The sequence below is a fragment of the Pseudomonas sp. C 49-2 genome, assembly GCF_003970195.1.
GTDB classification, from domain to species: Bacteria; Pseudomonadota; Gammaproteobacteria; order Pseudomonadales; family Pseudomonadaceae; genus Aquipseudomonas; species Aquipseudomonas canadensis.
Genome location: NZ_RXYG01000006.1, coordinates 42,384 through 64,193 on the forward strand (window position 1 = coordinate 42,384; position 21,810 = coordinate 64,193).

The following is a 21,810-nucleotide window of genomic DNA, read 5'->3' on the forward strand; positions in this document are numbered from 1 at the left end:
ATGTCTTTTAACATCGGCCTTAGCGGCCTCTATGCGGCCAACAAACAACTGGACGTGACTGGCAACAACATCGCCAACGTCGCGACCACTGGCTTCAAGTCGTCCCGTGCGGAATTCGCGGACATCTACGCGGCCTCCAAGCTGGGCACCGGCCAGAACAGCATCGGTAACGGTGTGAACCTGGCGGCGGTATCCCAGCAGTTCACCCAAGGTGACGTGAACGGTAGCGGCGGCATCCTGGACATGGCGATCCAGGGCGGCGGCTTCTTCGTGCAGAAGGGCAGTGACGGTTCGCTGGAATACACCCGTAGCGGTGCCTTCCGTGCCGACAAAGACGGCTACATCACCAACAACACCGGCACCTCGCGCCTGCAAGGTTATGCGGCGGATGCGGATGGCAAGATCATCAAGGGCGGCCTGACCGACCTGCAACTGAACCTGTCGAACCTGCCGCCCAAGGCGTCCACCAAAGTGGACTCCACCAGTAACCTGAACTCTTCGGAGCCGGTGATCGACCAGGCGGCCAAGCCGTTCAACCCGAACGACACCAGCACCTTTACCACCCAGTACAGCACCACCTTGTACGACTCCCAGGGCAATGCACACCCAATGGTGCAATACCTGGTGAAAACCGACGGCAACAAGTGGAATGCCTATACGCTGATTGACGGCCGCAACCCGGACGGTTCACCTCCTTTCGGCACCGGTGCCGATGTGAAGGCGCCAGTACCGTCGACATTGAGCTTTGACGGTGCCGGCAAACTCACCAGCGTCGTGACGGGTACTGTTTCCAACAAGACCTTGACCATCACCGGTTGGGTCCCTGGCACCGTGACCGATGGTGTGTGGAAGAAAAATGGTGCTGATGCGAACCCAACCGGGATCGCCGTCAACATGGCCAACATCACCCAGTACAACTCGGCCACTTACCGTAACCCACCGGTCACCGATGGCTACGCCACCGGCCAGATCACCGGCCTGAAAATCGACGGCAGCGGCGTACTGTTCGCAACGTTCAGCAACCAGCAGAGCAAGGCCATCGGCCAGATCTCCCTGGCCAGCTTCAACAACGAACAAGGCCTGCAGCCGGCTGGCGGAACCACCTGGAGAGAGACCTTCGCTTCGGGCCAGCCAGGTTATGACACCCCGCAAGCCGGCACCCTGGGCTCGATCGTGGCCAACTCCCTGGAGAACTCCAACGTCAACCTGACCAACGAGCTGGTGGACCTGATCAAAGCGCAGAGCAACTATCAGGCGAACGCCAAGACCATCTCCACCCAGAGCACCATCATGCAGACCATCATTCAGATGACTTGATGCTGTTGATCTGATACCGCTTAAAAAACCCCTCGATGAGGGGTTTTTTTTGGCCCGCGTTTACATTCGATGTGCCCTTGAGGATGGAACCATTGATGACTTTTTCTTCACCCATTGAGCCGGTGATCAACTCAAAGGTGGGGATTCTATGCAGGGCGCACAGAGGTTGGCTCAAGTCGATCGGGTGTACTTCGGCGGCGAGAGCAATACGCATGAGACTAAAAAAAACCAAGACAAGACCGATGGCGGTGATGCAGATACGGCGGCCATTTCAACGTTGCTCAAGGCGCTGGAGGATGCCGAGAAAACCAATAAGAGCCAGACTGTCCAGGATTTGCGCGACAAACTCAATGAAATGCGCAAGAAGCTCGGCGAGGAGAAATTCAAGGAGTTGATTGAGCAGTTAAAGAAAGATGCTTCTAGCGATTGGCTGGCTTTTTTGAAGAGGATGTTTCCAGAACTTTTTCCAGATGATGTATCTCCACCGGCGCCGCCAATAGATAACGGCGGCGGTGGTGGCGGTGGTCGAGGTGGAGGGGGCGGCGGCGGAGGCGGGGTAAACCGAAATGACTTTGGTGGTTCGGAGCCCATGTCCAATGTGCCGCCCAGCAAAGGGGCAGGTTTTTATGACTACAAGACCAATACGGGTAAACCTGGGGAAAAGCCCAGCACAGAGTTCGGGGCCGGTAACATCTGGAGTGGTTTTTACCAGGGTGACAATGGAAGTTGCGTGACCGTTTCGGCCATAAAAGCGGCGATGATGAAATACGGCAAGAACCCTCAGGATATCTTTGACAAGGTAACCGAGACGGGCAATGGCTATGACGTCACCATGAAGGACGGCTTTAAGCTTCAGTTGTCTAAAAGCGAGTTGCAGCAGGCTGCGGCTTATGCAGGCTTTAGCGGGGATGATCCACAAATGCTGACCAACGCCAACTTTCTCTATGCGGCAAGCGCCAAGCGTGCCCAGATGGAAGGTAATGGACTGGATGACAACCCCAATGATGCAAAGCGCAGTTTTGCCCATGCGATGCAAAGCCTGAACAACGGTGAAATGCCCCATGAAGCGCTGGATCGCCTCGGTTTGAGAGGCCGTTATCACCAAACGTCGAGCAATGGGTTGGCAAACGGTCAGTTAGGGGTGGTGGGTTACAACAAACACTCAATGGCCGTTATTGGTGGGCAAGTCGAGTTGTGGGGGCAGCGAGGCGGTCGCCCTCAACCCGGTATTGCCTATGCATTGACCTGATTGTAGGCATAAAAAAACCCGATAAACCCATGCAGTCGGGGGTTATCGGGTTTTTCAATCCCGGGCTTTCAAGCCCGGGACCGCCTCAGCTTATTGGCAAGCTTCACAATCCGGCTCATCGATCGCGCAAGCCTTTGGCACTGGGGCCGGGCCGGCTGGCGCTGCAAGCACCGAATCATCACCGTGGTTGCCGCCGCTGGAAACCGCGTTCAGCTTACCGGTGTTGATGGTCGACTTCTCGGTGCTGGTCGCGGCCAGGGCACGGAGGTAGTAAGTGGTTTTCAGGCCACGGTACCACGCCATGCGGTAGGTCACGTCGAGCTTCTTGCCCGAAGCGCCGGCGATGTACAGGTTCAGCGACTGAGCCTGGTCGATCCACTTCTGACGACGGCTGGCGGCGTCAACGATCCACTTGGTGTCCACTTCGAAGGCCGTCGCATAGAGCTCTTTGAGTTCTTGCGGGATGCGCTCGATCTGCTGCACGGAGCCGTCGTAGTACTTCAGGTCGTTGATCATGACCGAGTCCCACAGGCCGCGGGCTTTCAGGTCGCGGACCAGGTACGGGTTGATCACGGTGAATTCGCCCGACAGGTTCGATTTCACATACAGGTTCTGGTAAGTCGGTTCGATCGACTGCGATACGCCGGTGATGTTGGCGATGGTCGCGGTCGGTGCGATGGCCATGATGTTGGAGTTACGAATACCTTTCTGCACACGGGCACGTACTGGCGCCCAGTCCAGGGATTCTTCCAGGTCAACATCAATGTACTTCTGGCCACGTTGCTCGATCAGGATCTGTTGCGAATCCAGCGGCAGGATGCCCTTGGACCACAGCGAACCCTGGAACGTCTCGTAGGCGCCGCGCTCGTCGGCCAGGTCGCAGGAAGCCTGGATCGCGTAGTAGCTGACCGCTTCCATGGACTTGTCGGCGAACTCGACCGCCGCGTCCGAACCGTAAGGAATGTGCTGCAGGTACAGCGCGTCCTGGAAGCCCATGATGCCCAGGCCCACGGGACGGTGCTTGAAGTTGGAGTTCTGCGCCTGTGGCACCGAGTAGTAGTTGATGTCGATCACGTTATCGAGCATGCGCACGGCGGTGTTGACGGTACGTTCCAGCTTGGCGGTGTCCAGCTTGCCGTTGACGATGTGGTTCGGCAGGTTGATCGAGCCCAGGTTGCAAACGGCGATCTCGTCCTTGTTGGTGTTCAAGGTGATCTCGGTGCACAGGTTCGAGCTGTGAACCACGCCCACGTGCTGCTGCGGGCTGCGCAGGTTGCACGGGTCTTTGAAGGTCAGCCATGGGTGGCCAGTTTCAAACAGCATGGACAGCATTTTGCGCCACAGGTCTTTGGCCTGGATGGTCTTGAACAGCTTGACCTTGCCTGGGTACTCGGTGAGGGCTTCGTAGTACTCGTAGCGCTCTTCGAAGGCTTTACCGGTCAGGTCGTGCAGGTCCGGCACTTCGGATGGCGAGAACAGAGTCCACTTGCCGTCATCGAAGACACGCTTCATGAACAGGTCAGGGATCCAGTTGGCGGTGTTCATGTCGTGGGTACGACGACGGTCATCACCGGTGTTCTTACGCAGCTCGATGAACTCTTCGATGTCCATGTGCCAGGTTTCCAGGTAGGCACAGACAGCGCCTTTGCGCTTGCCGCCCTGGTTGACCGCAACGGCGGTGTCGTTCACGACTTTCAGGAACGGAACAACGCCCTGGGACTTGCCGTTGGTGCCCTTGATGTACGAGCCCAGTGCGCGCACCGGGGTCCAGTCGTTACCCAGGCCGCCAGCGAATTTGGACAACATGGCGTTGTCGTGGATCGCGTGGTAGATGCCCGACAGGTCATCCGGCACGGTGGTCAGGTAGCAGCTGGACAGCTGTGGACGCAGGGTGCCGGCGTTGAACAGGGTCGGGGTCGACGACATGTAGTCAAAGGACGACAACAGGTTGTAGAACTCGATGGCACGGTCTTCTTTCTGCTTCTCTTCGATCGCCAGGCCCATGGCCACGCGCATGAAGAACACTTGCGGCAGTTCGAAGCGGATACCGTCCTTGTGGATGAAATAACGGTCGTACAGGGTCTGCAGGCCCAGGTACGTGAACTGCTGGTCGCGCTCGTGGTTGATCGCCTTGCCGAGTTTTTCCAGGTCGAAGGTGGCCAGGACCGGGTTCAGCAATTCGAATTCGATACCCTTGGCGATGTAGGCCGGCAGGGCCTTGGCGTACAGGTCGGCCATTTCGTGGTGGGTGGCGCTGTCGGCGACTTTCAGGAAGCCCAGGCCTTCGGCACGCAGGGTGTCCATCAGCAGGCGCGCGGTCACGAACGAGTAGTTCGGCTCACGTTCAACCAGGGTACGGGCGGTCATCACCAGGGCGGTGTTGACGTCGGTCAGGGCCACGCCGTCGTACAGGTTCTTCAGGGTTTCGCGCTGGATCAAGTCACCATCGACTTCTTCCAGGCCTTCGCAGGCCTCGGTGATGATGGTGTTCAGGCGGCCCAGGTCCAGCGGTGCAAAGCTACCGTCGGCCAGGGTGATGCGGATCGACGGGTGAGCCTGTACGGCGGCTTCTTCGGCCGGGGAACGTACGGCACGTTCCTTGGCGCGCGAGTCGCGGTAGATCACGTAGTCGCGGGCAACTTTCTGCTCGCCGGCACGCATCAGGGCCAGTTCGACCTGGTCCTGGATTTCTTCGATATGGATGGTGCCGCCCGAAGGCATGCGACGCTTGAAGGTCGCGGTGACTTGTTCGGTCAGGCGGGCAACGGTGTCGTGGATGCGCGACGAGGCAGCAGCGGTGCCGCCTTCAACTGCAAGAAACGCTTTGGTGATGGCGACGGTGATTTTGTCATCGGTGTAAGGAACGACAGTGCCGTTACGCTTGATCACGCGCAATTGGCCAGGTGCGGTGGCGGACAGATCCAGGTTCGAATCGGCGGCCTGCGGCACGGAGCCTTGCGGGTTCTCGCGAGTTGTGTCGGTTTGCATGGGGGATTGTCTCCACGTTCTATATTTGATTGCGAGTGCCAGGCTCTTCCTGCAACACCCGTACCGTTTTCCATATCGGGGATGGGAAACAGCTGCCATCCGCGTGAGCGGTTTGGTCTACTGAAAATCGGTTGGTTCCATGCTGCGCTAGCAATAAAACGCTTGAATTTCTTGCCACTTGTGTGGTTGGGCGCTTTCTTCAAAAACCCCACATGTAGGGTCTTCTCCAGTGCCGAGGTACAAGATAATGCGTTTTCGAGGGGTTAGCAACGCAGTAACCTGTGGATAACGCTGTGGGTAAAATGTGTAAGAAAGGTTGAATGGGTGTGTAGGCCGCACTGCTGCTGGATTACGCCGTTTGTCATTAAATGTTTCGGGCTTAAAACAACCTGCCCATTTTCGAAGGGCGCGAACCCTATCACAAAAAAACGTGATCACCGAATGGATTTCCCGGCTTGTGTTTGAGGGTTGGCCCATGGCTACAATCGACCGTATCGGGCTACGCCGTTACCCAGATCATGCCCGCCTTTTATGACAGACATTGAGGTCACCCGTGGAGCAAGAAGCCTGGCAGGTATTGATAGTCGAAGACGACCAGCGATTGGCCGAATTGACCCGTGAGTATCTGGAGAGCAATGGCCTGCAGGTGTCCGTGGAAGGCGATGGCGCCCTAGCAGCGGGGCGCATCATCGACGAGCAGCCGGACCTGGTGATCCTCGACCTGATGCTGCCCGGCGAAGACGGCTTGAGCATCTGCCGCAAGGTGCGCGAGCGCTATGACGGCGTGATCCTGATGCTCACCGCGCGGACCGATGACATGGACCAGGTGCTGGGCCTGGACATGGGCGCCGACGACTACGTGTGCAAGCCTGTGCGCCCGCGCCTGTTGCTGGCACGCATCCAGGCCTTGCTGCGGCGCAGCGAACCGGCGGAACCGGCTGTCGTGGAGAACCAGCGTCGCCTGCAATTCGGTCCTCTGGTGGTGGACAACGCCCTGCGCGAAGCCTGGCTGAACAATGCCAGTATCGAGCTGACCAGCGCCGAGTTCGACCTTTTATGGCTGCTGGTGGCCAATGCCGGGCGGATCTTGTCCCGCGAAGAAATCTTCATCGCCCTGCGCGGCATCGGCTACGACGGCCAGGACCGCTCCATCGATGTGCGTATCTCACGTATCCGCCCCAAGATAGGTGACGATCCGATTCATCCGCGCCTGATCAAGACCATTCGCAGCAAGGGCTACCTGTTCGTCCCCGAAGCCGCCGCCGACATGCCGCTGTGAACTCGATCTTCCTGCGCATCTACGGCGGCATGTGCGCAGCGCTGATTCTGGTGGCGTTGCTCGGCGTGCTGGCCCTGCACCTGCTCAACGAGGTGCGTAGCGGCCAATACCGCGAGCGCCTGGCCCACGGCACCTTCGCCTTGATGGGCGACAACCTGCAACCCATGAGCCCCATCGAACGCCAGCGCGCCCTGGCCGTGTGGGAGCGCTTGCTCGGCATTCCCTTGGACCTGCGCCCCCTGGCCGAGGCGCAACTGGACTTGAGCCAGCGCAATCGCCTGCAACGCGGCCAGGTGCTGGTGGAGCAGACCGGGCCTCATGCCGCGCGGGTGCTGCGCTTGGTCAGTGAACAGTCGCAGTTGGTGCTTACGGGCGAAGTGCAGCAGATCAGCGAACAGCTGGCGCGTGCGACTATCTACCTGCTTGCCGACGAACTGGTGCGCTTTCCGGTGGCTGAACAGCCGCAGCGTCTGGCGGATATAAAAGAAGCCAAGGGGTTTGGCTTCGACATGCACCTGATGACCCTCGACCAGGCCGACATGGACGAAGACCAGCGCCGCCGTGTCTCGGAAGGCGACACGGTAATGGCCCTGGGCAAGGGCGGCGACTCGATTCGTGTGTTTGCCGGCATGGTCGGTACGCCATGGGTGCTGGAACTCGGGCCGCTGTATCAGATGAACCCTTACCCGCCGCAATGGCTGATCCTGATCGCTTTGATCGGCCTGACCCTGATCGGTTTGATCGTCTATCTATTGGTGCGTCAGCTTGAACGGCGGCTGCGCGGCCTGGAAGCCGCCGCCACCCGCATCGCCAAGGGCAACCTGGAAGTACGTGTGCCGGCCCGTGGCGCTGACTCGGTGGGGCGCCTGGCCGCAGCCTTCAATGGCATGGCTGAGCACTTGCAGCAGTTGCTGGCGATCCAGCGTGAGCTGGTGCGCGCGGTGTCCCACGAACTGCGCACGCCGGTGGCGCGCTTGCGTTTCGGCCTGGAAATGGTCGGCGATGCCACCACGGCCGAGGCGCGGCGTAAATACCTGGAGGGCATGGACAGCGATATCCAGGACCTCGATGGCCTGGTCGATGAAATGCTCACGTATGCGCGCCTGGAACAAGGCTCGCCGGAGCTGAATTTCCAGCGGGTCGACCTCGATGCGCTGCTCGATCAGGTGATAGGCGAATTATCGCCACTGCGTCCGCAAGTCAACGTGAGCAGGGGTATTTGCCTGTCGTCGGCGCACTGGGACGATGCCTGGGTCGACGCCGAGCCGCGTTACCTGCACCGTGCGCTGCAGAATCTGGTGAGCAATGCCATGCGCCATGCCCAGGGCCAGGTGTTGATCAGTTATCAGGTGGGCCAGGTGCGCTGCCGCATCGATGTCGAAGATGATGGTCCCGGTGTGCCTGAGAGTGCCTGGGAGCGGATCTTCACGCCGTTCCTGCGCCTGGACGACAGCCGCACCCGTGCATCTGGCGGGCACGGGTTGGGGTTGTCGATCGTACGGCGGATTATCTACTGGCACGGCGGGCGGGCATTGATTGGCAAGAGCAACAATTTGGGTGGGGCGTGCTTTAGCCTGAGTTGGCCGAGGGATCAGGAGAAACCCTGATACTGCTATCGCCGGCAATAACGCCCTATCAGGCGCCGACAGCCACCAGGCTCAACAGCTGCCCATCATCTACCGCAAACTGCCCTGCCAATTCCTTGCCATGGCACCACTCCTCGGACAAGTCCGTCAGCAGTCGCAGCCTTATATACCCGGCCTCAGTCCACTCCATTACCTCGGCATGCTCAAAGTAGAAGCGCTTCTGCACAATCGGGTAGAGCGCCTTGAACAGGCTCTCCTTGGCCGAAAACGTCAATGTCACCAATTGTGCAATCTGCTCCCTCGGCAAGGCGGCCAGACGCTGCAGTTCATCGGCAGTAAGAATTTCTCCCGCCAATCGCTCCGCCCGCTCCAGGCTCAGCACAGTCTCCAGGTCCATCCCCAGCCCACGCCATTGCGCCTTGTGCGCGACAATCGCGGCCGCATGCCCGGTGCTGTGGGTGATGGAGCCACAGATATGCGCAGGCCACACCGGCGCGCGGTCTTCACCGATGGCGGGGATGTAGTTGAGGTGATCGAGTTGTTGCAGCGCGGCGCGGGCGCACAGTCGGCCGGCCAGGAATTCGGCCTGGCGCTTGGCCACTGAGCGCTGGATGCTGGCCGGGGGCGGGACGGCGCTGCGCTGGAAATCGCCGGCCGTTAATAAGGCGGGGTCAAAGCGCGTGCTGAGAAACACCGTGCCGGGCAAGGATTCGGGCAGCGGCCAATGGGCGTCGAGTGGGGTGCAGCAAGCGGGTACGGAATTCATGGGCGGTATTTTGCCGAGTTGATGCAAGACAGGATAGCCCGTTGCGGTTCAGGCGAGGTTCAGAGCTCGTTCAGGGGGAGTTCAGGGGCGCCTGCGTAGTCTGGATTCATACCCAAGGGCAACAGCCAAACGCATAGAGGTAACACCATGACTGCGATCAAACAGCTGATGTTGGCGTTGACCATGCTCAGTGCCGCCACGGGGGCCCAGGCCGCCGACGGTGCCTTCGCCGCATTCGGCGGTGAGAAAACCAAGAAATCCAGCACTCTGATCCAGCGTGTCAGTTTCGAAGAATCTGCCAGCCAGCCCACGCCCTGGGGCCAGTCCCTGGGCCTGGCAGCCCCGCAGCCGGCCTATCGCGCCGGCTATGAACACCTGACCGGCCAGTTCAATGGCATTCAATTGCGCCCGCAAGACCTGCAGGGCCGCTATGATATCCCTCTGTCGGACAGTTGATTTGCTTTGGAGAGCCTTATGAAATTGCTGGTGGTAGAAGATGAGGCGCTGCTGCGTCATCACCTGTTGACCCGCCTGACCGACAGCGGGCACGTGGTCGAGGCCGTGGCCAATGCGGAAGAGGCCCTGTACCAGACCGGCCAGTTCAATCATGACCTGGCGATCATCGACCTGGGCCTGCCCGGCATGGGCGGCCTGGACCTGATCCGCCAACTTCGCACCCAGGCCAAGACCTTCCCGATCCTGATCCTCACCGCCCGTGGCAATTGGCAGGACAAGGTCGAAGGCCTGGCGGCCGGTGCCGACGACTACGTGGTCAAGCCGTTCCAGTTCGAAGAGCTGGAGGCGCGGATGAACGCCTTGCTGCGCCGCTCCAGCGGGTTTACCCAGTCGACGATTGTCGCGGGCCCGCTGCTGCTGGACCTCAACCGCAAGCAGGCGTCCCTCGACGAACAGCCTTTGGCGCTGACGGCCTACGAATACCGAATCCTTGAGTACCTGATGCGCCATCACCAGCAAGTGGTGGCCAAAGACCGTTTGATGGAACAACTCTACCCCGATGATGACGAGCGTGATCCGAACGTGATTGAAGTGCTGGTCGGTCGCCTGCGCCGAAAGCTGGAAGGCCCGGCCGGGTTCAAGCCGATCGACACCGTGCGTGGCCTGGGTTACCTGTTCAATGAGCGCTGCCGTTGATTCGCTCGCTACGCGTGCGTTTGATGCTGGCGGCCGCCACCCTGGCCGTGCTGTTCATGCTGGGTTTGTTGCCGGCGATGCAAGGGGCGTTCAGCCTGGCGTTGCAGGATTCCATCGAGCAACGCCTGGCGTCGGACGTCACGACGCTGATCTCGGCCGCACGGGTGGAAAACAACCGCCTGTTGATGCCGGCGCAGTTGCCGGATGAGCGCTTCAACCTCACCGACAGCCGCTTGCTCGGCTACATCTATGACCGTGAAGGTCACTTGGTGTGGCGTTCGCGGGCGACCAAGGAAGAAAACATCAACTACAAGCCGCGCTACGACGGGCGCGGCAATGAATTTGCGCGGATCCGTGAGGCCAACGGCCAGGAATTCTTCGTCTACGACGTCGAGGTCAGGCTGCTGGGCGGCAAGAGTGCGGCGTTCAGTATCGTTGCCCTGCAGCCGGTGCGCGAATACCAACTGACCCTCGAAGGCTTGCGCGAAAACCTCTACCTGGGCTTTGGCGCCGCGTTGCTGGTGCTGCTGACCTTGCTCTGGCTGGGCCTGACCTGGGGTTTGCAAGCCCTGCGGCGGCTGAGCCAGGAACTTGACCAGATCGAAGGCGGTACTCGCGAAAGCCTGTCCGAACAACACCCCCGTGAATTGTTACGCCTCACCGGCTCCCTCAACCGTTTGCTGCACAGCGAGCGTGAGCAACGGGCGCGTTACCGTGATTCCCTCGACGACCTGGCCCACAGCCTGAAAACCCCGCTCGCCGTACTGCAAGGTGTGAGCGAAGACATGGCCCAGCGCCCGGAAGACCGCGACCAGGCCTGGGTGCTGCAATCGCAGATCGAGCGCATGAGCCAGCAGATCAGCTACCAGTTGCAGCGCGCCAGCCTGCGAAAAAGCGGCCTGGTGCGTCACCAGGTGCGGCTGGAACCGGTGCTGCAAAGCCTGTGCGACACGCTGGACAAGGTCTACCGCGACAAAGGCGTCACCGTGTCCTTTGAACTGCCGCAAGCATGCGACGTGCCGATCGAGAAGGGCGCCTTGCTGGAGCTGCTCGGTAACCTGCTGGAAAACGCCTACCGCCTGTGTTTGAGCGAAGTGCGCATCAGCTTCGTGGAAAACCTCGAAGGCAGTGAGCTGTGTATTGAGGATGATGGCCCTGGTGTGCCGCCGGATCAGCGTGCAAGGATTCTGCAGCGAGGTGAACGGCTGGACCGCCAACATCCGGGGCAGGGGATCGGCTTGGCGGTGGTCAAGGACATCATTGAAAGTTATGGCGCTCGGCTGACCTTGGGGGATTCGCCTCTGGGCGGCGCCGCGTTCAAGATTCACTTCCCGGCCGTTTGATCGGTTTTTGTGGCGGGTGGGCAAGCCTGCTCACCACAAAAACATCTTTCTCCTCTAACTCTCCTGCGCTCGATAAGCCCCCGGCGTCAGCCCCGTCCACTTCTTGAACGCCCGATGAAACGCCGACGGTTCCGAAAACCCGAGCTGTTCGGCAATCTCCTGCAACGACAAATCCGCCCGGCCCAAATGATAGATGGCGATGTCTCGCCGCAACTCATCCTTGAGCGCCTGAAAGCTGGTGCCTTCTTCACGCAAATGCCTGCGCAGGGTCTGCGGGCTGATATGCAGGTGCTGGGCGACGGCTTCCAGGTCCGGCCAGGGCGTGCGGTCGCGGCTGAGCAAGCGGCGTAGCTGGCTGCTCAAGCTGTCGCCTTCATCCGGACGAGAGAGCAAGTCGGCGGGTGAGCGCTCGAGGAAGTGCTTGAGGGTGCGTTCATCCTGCAACAACGGCAGGTTCAAATAGCGCGCGGGAAACACCAGGCTGCTGTTCGGTGCACCGAATACCTGGGCGCAGGGAAACAGCAGGTCATATTCACCGGCGTGCGCCGGCATTGGGTAGCTGAAAGTGGCCTGATGCAGCCGGATACGTTGGCCTATCAGCCAACTGCCCAGTCGATGCCAGATCACCAGCAGGCACTCACTCAAGAAATGATCCGGGTCCCACAACTGCGAGTCGTCCAGGCTCAAGCGGGCCATTTCGCCTTCGCGTGTCAGCTGCCAGCGCGGGCCTTGTGGGAAAAGGCTATAAAATAATAAACCGCGTTCCAGAGCCTTCTCCAGGGTGCGGCAGTGGATCAATGCGTGGCACATCATGGCGAAGGTGCCGCGTTTACTCGGGCCGTCGGCGAACCCCAGGTATTCGTCGTCCAGTGCCAGCCACAGCATTTGCAGCAGGCGGGTGAACTGCTCCGGCGCGATACGGGCGCGGGGTTCGGTCAGCAGTTCCGGGGTAATGCCCACCTGCTGCAGCAAGCCCGAGTAGTCATAGCCGGCCCGACGCGCCCCGCCGAGGGCCGCCCTGGCGTAATGACTGGCGATGGTACGTTCACGCATGCGAAGGCCTCGTCCATGGAGGGCTGATGGTAGTCAGCCCCGAATGCGGTCACAAGGCGGATATCCGCCAAATTGTAGGACGGGATTGGACGAGTGGGCGGAAATCCGCCATCTGTTTTGCTGCGTGAAGGGGCGCTTCAAAACCCCAAGCCCTGATGTCTAAAGGCCTTCAGGGTTTTTCAGTAAAGTGGCACGGCGTTTGCGATAGGGATTACAGCGCAGGCTTGTTCCTACAGGGCTCGCAAACAACAAATCCCTCCAGTGCAGGAGGGTTCGCAATTCAAGTGTCGTGGGCAATGGCGGATCTTTGCCACACGGGACGATTGAGGAACTTTGCAATGACGACTCGTCAGCCAATCTACAAATCCCTGTACTTCCAGGTGATCGTTGCAATCGTTATCGGTATTTTGCTCGGTCACTTCTACCCGCAGACGGGTGTGGCCCTCAAGCCACTGGGTGACGGGTTCATCAAACTGATCAAAATGGTCATCGCCCCGATCATCTTCTGCACCGTTGTCAGCGGCATCGCTGGCATGCAAAGCATGAAATCGGTCGGCAAGACCGGCGGCTACGCGCTGCTGTACTTCGAAATCGTTTCGACCATCGCGCTGCTGATCGGCCTGATCGTGGTGAACGTCGTGCAACCGGGCGCCGGCATGCACATCGACGTAGCGACCCTGGACGCCTCCAAAGTGGCGGCCTACGTCACTGCCGGTAAAGACCAGAGCATCGTCGGTTTCATCCTCAATGTGATCCCTAACACCATCGTCGGCGCCTTCGCCAACGGCGACATCCTGCAAGTGCTGATGTTCTCGGTGATCTTCGGTTTCGCCCTGCATCGCCTGGGTGCCTACGGCAAGCCGGTGCTGGACTTCATCGATCGCTTCGCCCACGTGATGTTCAACATCATCAACATGATCATGAAGCTCGCGCCAATCGGTGCCCTGGGTGCCATGGCGTTCACCATCGGTGCCTACGGTGTGGGTTCCCTGGTGCAATTGGGCCAACTGATGATCTGCTTCTACATCACCTGCATCCTGTTCGTGCTGGTGGTGCTGGGTGGTATCTGCCGCGCCCACGGTTTCAGCGTGATCAAATTGATCCGCTACATCCGTGAAGAGCTGCTGATCGTTCTGGGTACTTCGTCTTCCGAATCCGCACTGCCACGTATGCTGATCAAGATGGAGCGTCTGGGCGCGAAGAAATCCGTAGTAGGCCTGGTGATTCCAACCGGCTACTCCTTCAACCTCGACGGTACTTCGATCTACCTGACCATGGCTGCCGTGTTCATCGCCCAGGCGACTGACACCCACATGGACATCACCCACCAGATCACCCTGCTGCTGGTGCTGCTGCTGTCCTCCAAAGGCGCTGCAGGTGTGACCGGTTCGGGCTTCATCGTACTGGCTGCCACCCTGTCGGCCGTAGGCCACCTGCCGGTTGCCGGCTTGGCGCTGATCCTGGGTATCGACCGCTTCATGTCCGAAGCTCGCGCGCTGACCAACCTGGTGGGTAACGCGGTTGCCACCATCGTTGTGGCCAAGTGGGTCAAGGAACTGGACACCGACAAGCTGCAAAGCGAGCTGGCGTCCGGCGGTACCGGTATCTCGGAAACCCGCGAGCTGGATGACCTGGGCGTGGCTGAAGGCCCTGCACCTGTCGTCAAGTAAGTCGCTGCTGGCGTGACCTGACGCCACAGCCACCCACAAACGCCCCGACTGGTTCGGGGCGTTTGCGTTTCTGGCGCATTACTTTGGCTGCTTTTGTTTTACAGTAAGTGAATCGTTTGTGACGCTTGCAGGAGGTTTTGTGGACAGTGTTGATTTGAATGTCCTGCGCAGCGTGCTCGAATGGCGCCGCGCCGGGCAGCGAGTAGTGTTGTACAGCGTGGTCCAGACCTGGGGCAGCGCACCACGCCCACCAGGGGCGATGCTGGCGTTGCGCGGCGATGGTGTGGTGATCGGCTCGGTGTCGGGCGGTTGCATCGAGGATGACTTGATTGCACGCCTGCAGGATGGTCGCTTGCCTGAAGACGGGCCGCCTGTGCAGTTGGTGACCTACGGTGTCACCCGCGATGAAGCTGCGCGTTTTGGTCTGCCATGCGGTGGCACCCTGCGCCTGACCGAGGAACGCGTGGACGAGTGGGAGTGGGTGTCTGAGTTGCTGGCGCGGTGTGAAGATCATCAGATCGTCGCACGCGAGCTTGACCTGGGCACCGGCAAGGTCACCTTGAGCGGCGCGAGCAAGACGGATGTCGTGACCTTCGATGGCGAACGCTTGCGCGCCATCTATGGCCCGCGCTGGCGCCTGCTGTTGATTGGCGCCGGCCAGTTGTCGCGTTATGTGGCGGAAATGGCGCGCTTGCTGGATTTCGAAGTGCTGATCTGCGACCCGCGCGACGAATTCGTCTACGGCTGGGAAGAGCAGCATGGCCGCTTTGTACCCGGCATGCCCGATGAAGCGGTGCTGAACATCCAGACCGATGAGCGCACGGCCATCGTCTGCCTCACCCATGACCCGCGCCTGGATGATATGGCGTTGCTCACGGCGCTGAATTCCTCGGCGTTCTACATTGGTGCCCTCGGTTCGCGTGTGAACACCCAGAAACGTCGGGAGAATCTCGCGGCGCTGGGGTTGTCGGCGGAGGCGATTGCGCGCTTGCACGGGCCGATCGGCTTGCATATTGGCAGCCACACGCCGGCCGAAATTGCGTTGTCGTTGATGGCGGAAATTGTCGCGATCAAGAACGGCGTGGCACCGATGCAGAAGAAGCCGTTGCCGGTGGTTGCTGAGTGACAGTCACTGCGATTGTGCTGGCGGCGGGGCAGGGCAGTCGTTTCCGCGCCGAAGCCGGGGCGGACCAGGACAAGTTGTTGGCGGATTGCGTTGGCCTGGACGGCGTGGTGCGGCCGGTGATCGAGCAGGTGCTGGTGAACCTGCCTGAGTGCGTCGTGAAGCGTTGGGTGGTGACGGCACCTGATCGTACGGATGTCATTCGGTTGGCTGAAACCTATGGCTGCGAAGTGCTGCTGCTGCGTTCGGCCGGTATGGGCGACAGCATCGCGGCGGCGGTGGCGGCCAGTGGCCCGGCAGATGGCTGGCTGGTGGTGCTGGGGGACATGCCGTTTATCCGGTCGTCGAGTATTGAGCGGGTGATCGATGGGCTGGAGGAGGGCGGTATCAGCGTGCCGTTGCAGAATGGGCGCTACGGGCATCCCGTGGCGTTTGGCCAGGCATTGGGGGCTGGGCTGATGGCCTTGACCGGTGATCGCGGCGCCAGGCCATTGTTTGCTCAGGCGACGGTACGGGAGGTGCCAGTAGATGACCCCGGCGTACTCTGGGACGTCGACCTGCCGCAATCTTTGAATTTCTCTGCACGCTAACTGTAGGAGCTGGCTTGCCAGCGATTGCGGTGTATCAGTCAAAGGTGAGTTGGCGGGTATACCGCTATCGCCGGCAAGCCGGCTCCTACAGTTGAATGGGTTCCAAGCCAGAAACCAGTAATCAATAAAAAAGCCCCGCCTGATCACTCAGGCGGGGCTTTTTAGTGGCTGCTGGAATCAGGCGAGAGGTTTGCTCTCGTGTTCTGCTTCCTGTGCTGCGGCAGCAGCTGCTGCGGCTTCAGCTTCCTTGCGACGACGACGCACTTCACGTGGATCGTTCGGTGCACGGCCATTTTCGGTCAGGGCGCTGACCGGTGCGGCTTCAACCACTGGCGCTGCCACTTCGGCAGCTACCGGCGCTTCAACTGCGGGTGCAGGTTCTGCGACCGGAGCAGGCTCAACCACTGGGGCTGGCTCGGCAACCACGACTTCGGCAACCGGTGCTGGCGCTTCTTCTACCGCTGGGGCAGATTCTGGCGCTTCAACCGGAGCGGCTGGTTCGGCGGTCCATTGGAAGGCGGTCTGTTCCTCGCGAACTTCACGCACTTCTGGAACGGCTTCGACAACCGGTGCTTCAACCACGGCCTCAGGCTCAACCACAGGTGCCGGCTCAACAACCGTCACTTCGACTTCTGGTTGGGTTTCAGGTGCCTGGGCAACTTCCACTTCCGGAACAACCGGCGCTTCGATTGGGGTGGTGGCTTCGACAACCGGAGCCTCTACGACTGGCGCTTCAACTGCAGGCGCTTCAACAACCGGCGCTTCAACCACTGGGGTCTCGGCAGCAGGTGCTTCAACCGCTACGGTTTCTTCAACAGCAGCAGTGGCACGTTCAGCCTGTTCGTGAGCCTGGGCTTCAGCCGGTGCGCTGATGACCGAGCTGGCAACCGCAGCGGTAACGGCCAGGCCGGCAGCCAGTTCGGCGCCAGTCGGTTCGCTGGTAGCGGCTTCTGCGTTTTCGCCGGTCTCTTCCGAGCCTTCGATCACGTTGCCGTTGGCATCACGTTGACGCTCACGACGGTTGCTGCGACGACGCTGGCCACGGGAGCGGCGGCGTGGACGATCGCCTTCGGCGCCTTCCTGACCGTCTTCCTGCAGTTGCTCTTCGCCGGTCAGCACTTCTTCTTCGCTGGCGGCAGCGGCTTGTTCGGCACGTGGTTGACGCTCTTCACGCGGGGCGCGAGGTTGGCGTTCTTCACGTGGCGCACGTTCTTCACGCGGCTGGCGAGCTGGACGCTCTTCGGTCGCGGCAGCGGCGGCACCGGCTACAGCAGGTGCTGCGTCCAGCGGCTCACGCAGTTCGCGCACACGTTCTTCACGCTCGCCACGTGGCTTGCGGTCTTCACGCGGGGCACGTGGAGTGCGCGGTGCGCGCTCTTCGCGTGGTGCGCGTTCTACGGTCGGGGTTTCTTCACGGGCTTCGCGAGGGGCACGCTCTTCGCGTGGAGCGCGTTCTTCACGCGGTGCACGTTCTTCGCGCGGCTTGCGCTCTTCGTCACGACGACCATTGCGGTTACGGCTCTGTTGGCGACCGTTGCGACGTTCTTCGTTGCGCGCAGGGCGCTCGGCGGCAGGTTTCTCAACCACAACCGGAGCAGCTGGCTCTTCCTTGGTGGCGAACAGGCTGACCAGCGACTTCACCAGGCCTTTGAACAGGCTTGGCTCAGGCAGGGCGGTCGGTGCGGCAACTGGCGCGGCGACTTCGGTCGGAACCGGTGCGTTGGCGCGGGCCGGCGCGGTCTTGACTGCGGCTTCCTGGCGAACCAGGGTGCGGGTCGCGGCGGCAGGCTGGACTTCTTCCACTTCGGCAGCGGCAGCGGCGATTTCGTAGCTGGACTGGCCGCTGTGGGCTTCCGGGCTGTCGTCACGCAGGCGCTGCACTTCGAAGTGCGGGGTTTCGAGGTGATCGTTCGGCAGGATGACGATACGGGCACGGGTGCGCAGTTCGATCTTGGTGATCGAGTTGCGTTTTTCGTTGAGCAGGAACGCTGCAACCGGGATCGGCACTTGCGCGCGGACTTCTGCGGTGCGGTCTTTCAGGGCTTCTTCTTCGATCAGGCGCAGGATCGCCAGCGACAGCGATTCAACGTCGCGGATGATGCCGGTGCCGTTGCAACGCGGGCAGACGATGCCGCTGCTCTCGCCCAGGGATGGACGCAGGCGCTGACGGGACATTTCCAGCAGGCCGAAGCGCGAAATGCGGCCGACCTGTACACGGGCACGGTCAGCTTCCAGGCATTCGCGGACTTTTTCTTCCACGGCGCGCTGGTTCTTGGCCGGGGTCATGTCGATGAAGTCGATCACGATCAGGCCGCCGATGTCACGCAGGCGCAACTGGCGGGCGATTTCTTCAGCCGCTTCCAGGTTGGTCTGCAGGGCGGTTTCTTCGATGTCGCTGCCTTTGGTCGCACGCGCCGAGTTGATGTCGATGGACACCAGGGCTTCGGTCGGGTCGATCACGATGGAGCCACCGGAAGGCAGTTCGACCACGCGCTGGAAGGCGGTCTCGATCTGGCTTTCGATCTGGAAACGGTTGAACAGCGGAACGCTGTCTTCGTACAGTTTGATCTTGCTGGCGTACTGCGGCATCACCTGGCGGATGAAGGTCAGGGCTTCGTCCTGGGCTTCAACGCTGTCGATCAGCACTTCGCCGATGTCCTGGCGCAGGTAATCGCGGATGGCGCGAATGATCACGTTGCTTTCCTGATAGATCAGGAACGGCGCGGAACGATCCAGGGACGCTTCTTTGATAGCGGTCCACAGTTGCAGCAGGTAGTCGAGGTCCCACTGCATTTCTTCGCTGCTGCGGCCCAGGCCTGCAGTGCGAACGATCAGGCCCATGTCGGCCGGTGCGATCAGGCCGTTCAGCGCTTCACGCAGTTCGTTGCGCTCTTCGCCTTCGATGCGACGGGAAATGCCGCCGGCACGTGGGTTGTTTGGCATCAGGACCAGGTAACGGCCGGCCAGGCTGATGAAGGTGGTCAGGGCTGCGCCCTTGTTGCCACGTTCTTCTTTTTCTACCTGGACGATGACTTCCTGGCCTTCGCTCAGGACGTCCTTGATGTTCACGCGGCCTTCAGGGGCTTTCTTGAAGTATTCGCGGGAGATTTCTTTGAGTGGCAGGAAGCCGTGGCGCTCGGAGCCGAAATCGACAAAGGCAGCCTCAAGGCTTGGTTCGATGCGAGTAATACGGCCTTTATAGATGTTGGCCTTCTTTTGCTCGCGTGCACCGGATTCGATGTCCAGGTCGTAGAGGCGTTGGCCATCTACCAGTGCAACACGCAACTCTTCGGGTTGAGTTGCGTTAATCAGCATTCTTTTCATGTTGTACCGTCGGTTTCCGGGCTGCCGGAAACGGCGTTCGGCACACACGACTTCTCACGGTCGGTGTCAGGTGCGTCAAGAGTGGTTGGCCACTCCAGTGTCCAGCAAAAACCAGCCAATTGGGCCGGTATCGCGACGGACGCGTCCTGCTTGTTAGCGGTGGTGACAAAGGCACCACTTCAACAAAAGCTAAGGTCAGGAGGAGGAATCAACCGGCGACTGTGGACGAGATGAAGCGTCTAAATATAAGCCTAGTGCTACACAGTCCGACGGTTGTGCATCTCCACCCTACACGTATCCCTGATAATTCGGGTGCTGCCGCGCGCAGAATCCGCAGCGGGTTGGCATTTACCGTGTTCTCCAATGGGGAGTCCACGCTCATGGCTAAACAAGACTAGGTGTGGGCGGTTGCGCTCTCACTCAGCTCTTAACAGGCGTTGTTTCCGAAGTATTCGCCGTGGTCTGGTCCAAGACTGACTGCACTTTGTGAACTGGCCGTAAATATCGGCGCAGAACGCGAGTATTCACTCTGCTTTCTGCACTCGCTTCAGGCCTCATGTCACCTGCGCTTGTTACAATCTTGAGCCTTCCAGGGTGGCGAAAGCCCCGTAGGACGGCCTCGCGTCCTGATGAATTGCGATGGTCAGGGCCGGCAGTTTGCCGCAAGTCCTCTGTCCAGGCCGCTTTTGGCGGCGTTCGCGACTATAGCAGCAATGATTAAGTGCTTCAATTCCATAAAAAATTGTTATCATCGCCGCCATGACGACTACCGCCCCCCAGACCCCCAGCGTCCAGCTGCTTGAGGTCTCGCCGGAATATGCCGGCCAACGCATCGACAATTTTCTCCTGGCCAGGCTCAAAGGCGTGCCCAAGACCTTGATTTACCGCATCTTACGTAAAGGTGAAGTGCGGGTGAACAAGGGCCGGATCAAGCCCGAGTACAAGTTGCAGGCGGGCGATATCGTCCGTGTGCCGCCGGTTCGCGTGCCGGAGCGTGACGAGCCTGTGCCCTTGGCGCAGGGGTTGTTGCAACGCCTGGAAGCCTCGATTGTCTTCGAAGACAACAAGCTGATCGTGATCAACAAGCCTTGCGGCATTGCGGTTCACGGCGGCAGTGGGCTGAATTTCGGCGTGATCGAAGCCTTTCGTCAGTTGCGCCCGGACGCCAAGGAGCTGGAGCTGGTCCATCGCCTGGACCGCGACACCTCTGGCCTGCTGATGATCGCCAAGAAACGCAGCATGTTGCGCCACCTGCACACCGCCCTGCGTGGCGATGGTGTGGACAAGCGCTACATGGCGCTGGTGCGCGGCAACTGGGCCAGTTCCATCAAGAGCGTCCGTGCGCCGTTGCAGAAGAGCAACCTGCGTTCCGGCGAGCGCATGGTGGAAGTGGACGAGGAGGGCAAAGAGGCCCTGACCCTGTTCAAGGTGCTGCGCCGCTTCGGTGACTTCGCCACCCTGGTCGAGGCCAAGCCGGTGACCGGGCGTACCCACCAGATCCGCGTGCACACCTTGCACGCTGGTCATTGCATCGCTGGCGATACCAAGTACGGCGACGAGGATTTCTCCAAGGAGATCCGCGATCTGGGCGGCAAGCGCCTGTTCCTGCACGCTTACATGCTCACCGTGCCGCTGCCCGATGGTGGCGAGTTGAAGCTGCAGGCGCCGGTCGATGAAATGTGGGCCAAGACCGTGGAGCGCTTGAGTGTCGCACCTTGATTACAAACTGCTGATTTTCGATTGGGACGGCACTCTGGCCAACTCCATTGGCCGGATTGTCGAGTCGATGCATGCGGCGTCGACCCGCTCGGGCTACGCGCTGTGCACCGATCATGCGGTCAAGGGCATTATCGGCCTGGGCCTGCCTGAGGCGATTCGTACCTTGTACCCCGAGATCAGTGACGCCGAACTGGTCACCTTCCGTGATCACTATGCCGATCACTACATCGCCCTGGAGGCCACACCTTCGCCGTTGTTCGACGGTGTGGTGCAGTCTCTGGAGGCGTTCCGCGCCGAGGGTTATCACCTGGCGGTCGCCACCGGCAAGGCGCGTCGCGGGCTGGACCGTGTGCTCAAGGCTCACGGTTGGGAAGATTATTTCGATATCACCCGTGCCGCCGATGAAACTGCCAGCAAGCCTCACCCTCTGATGCTGGAGCAGATCCTGGCCCATTGCGGCGTGTCGCCACGCCAGGCCTTGATGGTGGGTGATGCTTCCTTCGACTTGATGATGGCGCGCAATGCGGGCATGGACAGCGTGGCGGTCAGTTATGGCGCCCAGGCTGCCGAGGCCTTGCAGCAATACGAGCCGCGTCTGACGATCGATCATTTTTCCGAATTGCAGGCCTGGCTCGGCCGGGTCCGATAAGT

At 60.4% G+C, this 21,810-nt stretch carries 16 protein-coding genes; 12 read left to right on the forward strand and 4 right to left on the reverse strand.

Features of this window, described 5'->3' with window-relative positions; genetic code table 11:
- Together flgE and EJ576_RS13385 are read left to right on the forward strand one after the other, a co-directional pair.
- Window positions 1–1,317, forward strand: a complete 1,317-nt coding sequence (gene flgE, locus EJ576_RS13380; protein WP_122687168.1) for a flagellar hook protein FlgE — start codon at window positions 1–3, stop codon at window positions 1,315–1,317.
- Window positions 1,318–1,465: 148 nt separating this feature from the next.
- On the forward strand, window positions 1,466–2,566 hold the full coding sequence (locus EJ576_RS13385) for a hypothetical protein (RefSeq protein ID WP_256656604.1): 1,101 nt from the start codon (window positions 1,466–1,468) through the stop codon (window positions 2,564–2,566).
- A 90-nt stretch (window positions 2,567–2,656) separates the two neighbouring features.
- Here the strand turns inward: EJ576_RS13385 and EJ576_RS13390 are convergent, their stop codons facing one another.
- Window positions 2,657–5,554: a ribonucleoside-diphosphate reductase subunit alpha gene (locus tag EJ576_RS13390; RefSeq protein ID WP_126570505.1), complete on the reverse strand. Its 2,898-nt coding sequence runs from the start codon at window positions 5,552–5,554 to the stop codon at window positions 2,657–2,659.
- A 553-nt stretch (window positions 5,555–6,107) separates the two neighbouring features.
- Between EJ576_RS13390 and EJ576_RS13395 the strand changes: the two genes are divergently transcribed.
- Window positions 6,108–6,833 (forward strand): response regulator, encoded by a 726-nt coding sequence (locus EJ576_RS13395; protein WP_122726426.1) that lies wholly within the window; start codon window positions 6,108–6,110, stop codon window positions 6,831–6,833.
- A complete protein-coding gene (locus EJ576_RS13400) occupies window positions 6,830–8,440 on the forward strand; it encodes an ATP-binding protein (RefSeq protein WP_122726428.1) in 1,611 nt (536 codons plus the stop codon). The genes EJ576_RS13395 and EJ576_RS13400 overlap by 4 nt, the downstream gene beginning before the upstream one ends.
- Before the next feature lie 28 nt (window positions 8,441–8,468).
- Here the strand turns inward: EJ576_RS13400 and EJ576_RS13405 are convergent, their stop codons facing one another.
- Entirely contained in the window at window positions 8,469–9,185 is a 717-nt protein-coding gene (locus tag EJ576_RS13405) for a 4'-phosphopantetheinyl transferase (protein WP_126570506.1), read from the reverse strand.
- Between the two features lie 147 nt (window positions 9,186–9,332).
- Between EJ576_RS13405 and EJ576_RS13410 the strand changes: the two genes are divergently transcribed.
- From EJ576_RS13410 to EJ576_RS13420, 3 genes are read left to right on the forward strand one after another with little or no spacing between them, the layout of a single operon-like run.
- Window positions 9,333–9,641: a hypothetical protein gene (locus EJ576_RS13410; RefSeq protein ID WP_126570507.1), complete on the forward strand. Its 309-nt coding sequence runs from the start codon at window positions 9,333–9,335 to the stop codon at window positions 9,639–9,641.
- 18 nt (window positions 9,642–9,659) lie between these two features.
- Window positions 9,660–10,337, forward strand: coding sequence for a response regulator transcription factor (locus tag EJ576_RS13415; RefSeq protein ID WP_016973689.1), 678 nt, complete (start codon window positions 9,660–9,662; stop codon window positions 10,335–10,337).
- Window positions 10,334–11,680, forward strand: a complete 1,347-nt coding sequence (locus EJ576_RS13420) for an ATP-binding protein (RefSeq protein ID WP_028617590.1) — start codon at window positions 10,334–10,336, stop codon at window positions 11,678–11,680. The genes EJ576_RS13415 and EJ576_RS13420 overlap by 4 nt, the downstream gene beginning before the upstream one ends.
- A 54-nt stretch (window positions 11,681–11,734) precedes the next feature.
- On the opposite strand, the gene EJ576_RS13425 is transcribed toward EJ576_RS13420, so the two are convergent.
- On the reverse strand, window positions 11,735–12,733 hold the full coding sequence (locus EJ576_RS13425; RefSeq protein WP_016979763.1) for an AraC family transcriptional regulator: 999 nt from the start codon (window positions 12,731–12,733) through the stop codon (window positions 11,735–11,737).
- 338 nt (window positions 12,734–13,071) lie between these two features.
- On the opposite strand from EJ576_RS13425, the gene EJ576_RS13430 reads away from it, so the two are divergent.
- The 3 genes from EJ576_RS13430 to EJ576_RS13440 all read left to right on the forward strand — a co-directional run bounded on the left by EJ576_RS13430 (window position 13,072) and on the right by EJ576_RS13440 (window position 16,116).
- Window positions 13,072–14,403, forward strand: a complete 1,332-nt coding sequence (locus EJ576_RS13430; protein ID WP_028617588.1) for a dicarboxylate/amino acid:cation symporter — start codon at window positions 13,072–13,074, stop codon at window positions 14,401–14,403.
- A gap of 139 nt (window positions 14,404–14,542) precedes the next feature.
- Complete coding sequence (locus EJ576_RS13435) at window positions 14,543–15,529, forward strand: XdhC family protein (RefSeq protein WP_122726436.1); 987 nt, start codon at window positions 14,543–14,545, stop codon at window positions 15,527–15,529.
- Window positions 15,526–16,116 (forward strand): NTP transferase domain-containing protein, encoded by a 591-nt coding sequence (locus EJ576_RS13440; RefSeq protein ID WP_126570508.1) that lies wholly within the window; start codon window positions 15,526–15,528, stop codon window positions 16,114–16,116. Before EJ576_RS13435 ends, EJ576_RS13440 begins: the two co-directional genes overlap by 4 nt.
- 177 nt (window positions 16,117–16,293) lie before the next feature.
- On the opposite strand, the gene rne is transcribed toward EJ576_RS13440, so the two are convergent.
- Entirely contained in the window at window positions 16,294–19,431 is a 3,138-nt protein-coding gene (gene rne, locus EJ576_RS13445) for a ribonuclease E (RefSeq protein WP_218570335.1), read from the reverse strand.
- A gap of 768 nt (window positions 19,432–20,199) precedes the next feature.
- Here rne and rluC point away from each other — a divergent pair.
- Both rluC and EJ576_RS13455 read left to right on the forward strand, forming a co-directional pair.
- A complete protein-coding gene (gene rluC / locus EJ576_RS13450; RefSeq protein ID WP_028617584.1) occupies window positions 20,200–21,159 on the forward strand; it encodes a 23S rRNA pseudouridine(955/2504/2580) synthase RluC in 960 nt (319 codons plus the stop codon).
- Window positions 21,146–21,808 carry an HAD-IA family hydrolase gene (locus EJ576_RS13455; protein WP_068937479.1) on the forward strand — a complete coding sequence of 221 codons (663 nt, stop codon included), beginning with the start codon at window positions 21,146–21,148 and terminating at the stop codon, window positions 21,806–21,808. Before rluC ends, EJ576_RS13455 begins: the two co-directional genes overlap by 14 nt.
- Window positions 21,809–21,810 lie beyond the last annotated feature (2 nt).

Coding starts and splice junctions, on each gene's coding strand:
- flgE (WP_122687168.1), top strand. CDS start 1: ATGTCTTTTAACATCGGCCTTAGCGGCCTCTATGCGGCCAACAAACAA.
- EJ576_RS13385 (WP_256656604.1), top strand. CDS start 1,466: ATGCAGGGCGCACAGAGGTTGGCTCAAGTCGATCGGGTGTACTTCGGC.
- EJ576_RS13390 (WP_126570505.1), bottom strand. CDS start 5,554: ATGCAAACCGACACAACTCGCGAGAACCCGCAAGGCTCCGTGCCGCAG.
- EJ576_RS13405 (WP_126570506.1), bottom strand. CDS start 9,185: ATGAATTCCGTACCCGCTTGCTGCACCCCACTCGACGCCCATTGGCCG.
- EJ576_RS13410 (WP_126570507.1), top strand. CDS start 9,333: ATGACTGCGATCAAACAGCTGATGTTGGCGTTGACCATGCTCAGTGCC.
- EJ576_RS13415 (WP_016973689.1), top strand. CDS start 9,660: ATGAAATTGCTGGTGGTAGAAGATGAGGCGCTGCTGCGTCATCACCTG.
- EJ576_RS13425 (WP_016979763.1), bottom strand. CDS start 12,733: ATGCGTGAACGTACCATCGCCAGTCATTACGCCAGGGCGGCCCTCGGC.
- EJ576_RS13430 (WP_028617588.1), top strand. CDS start 13,072: ATGACGACTCGTCAGCCAATCTACAAATCCCTGTACTTCCAGGTGATC.
- rne (WP_218570335.1), bottom strand. CDS start 19,431: ATGCTGATTAACGCAACTCAACCCGAAGAGTTGCGTGTTGCACTGGTA.
- rluC (WP_028617584.1), top strand. CDS start 20,200: ATGACGACTACCGCCCCCCAGACCCCCAGCGTCCAGCTGCTTGAGGTC.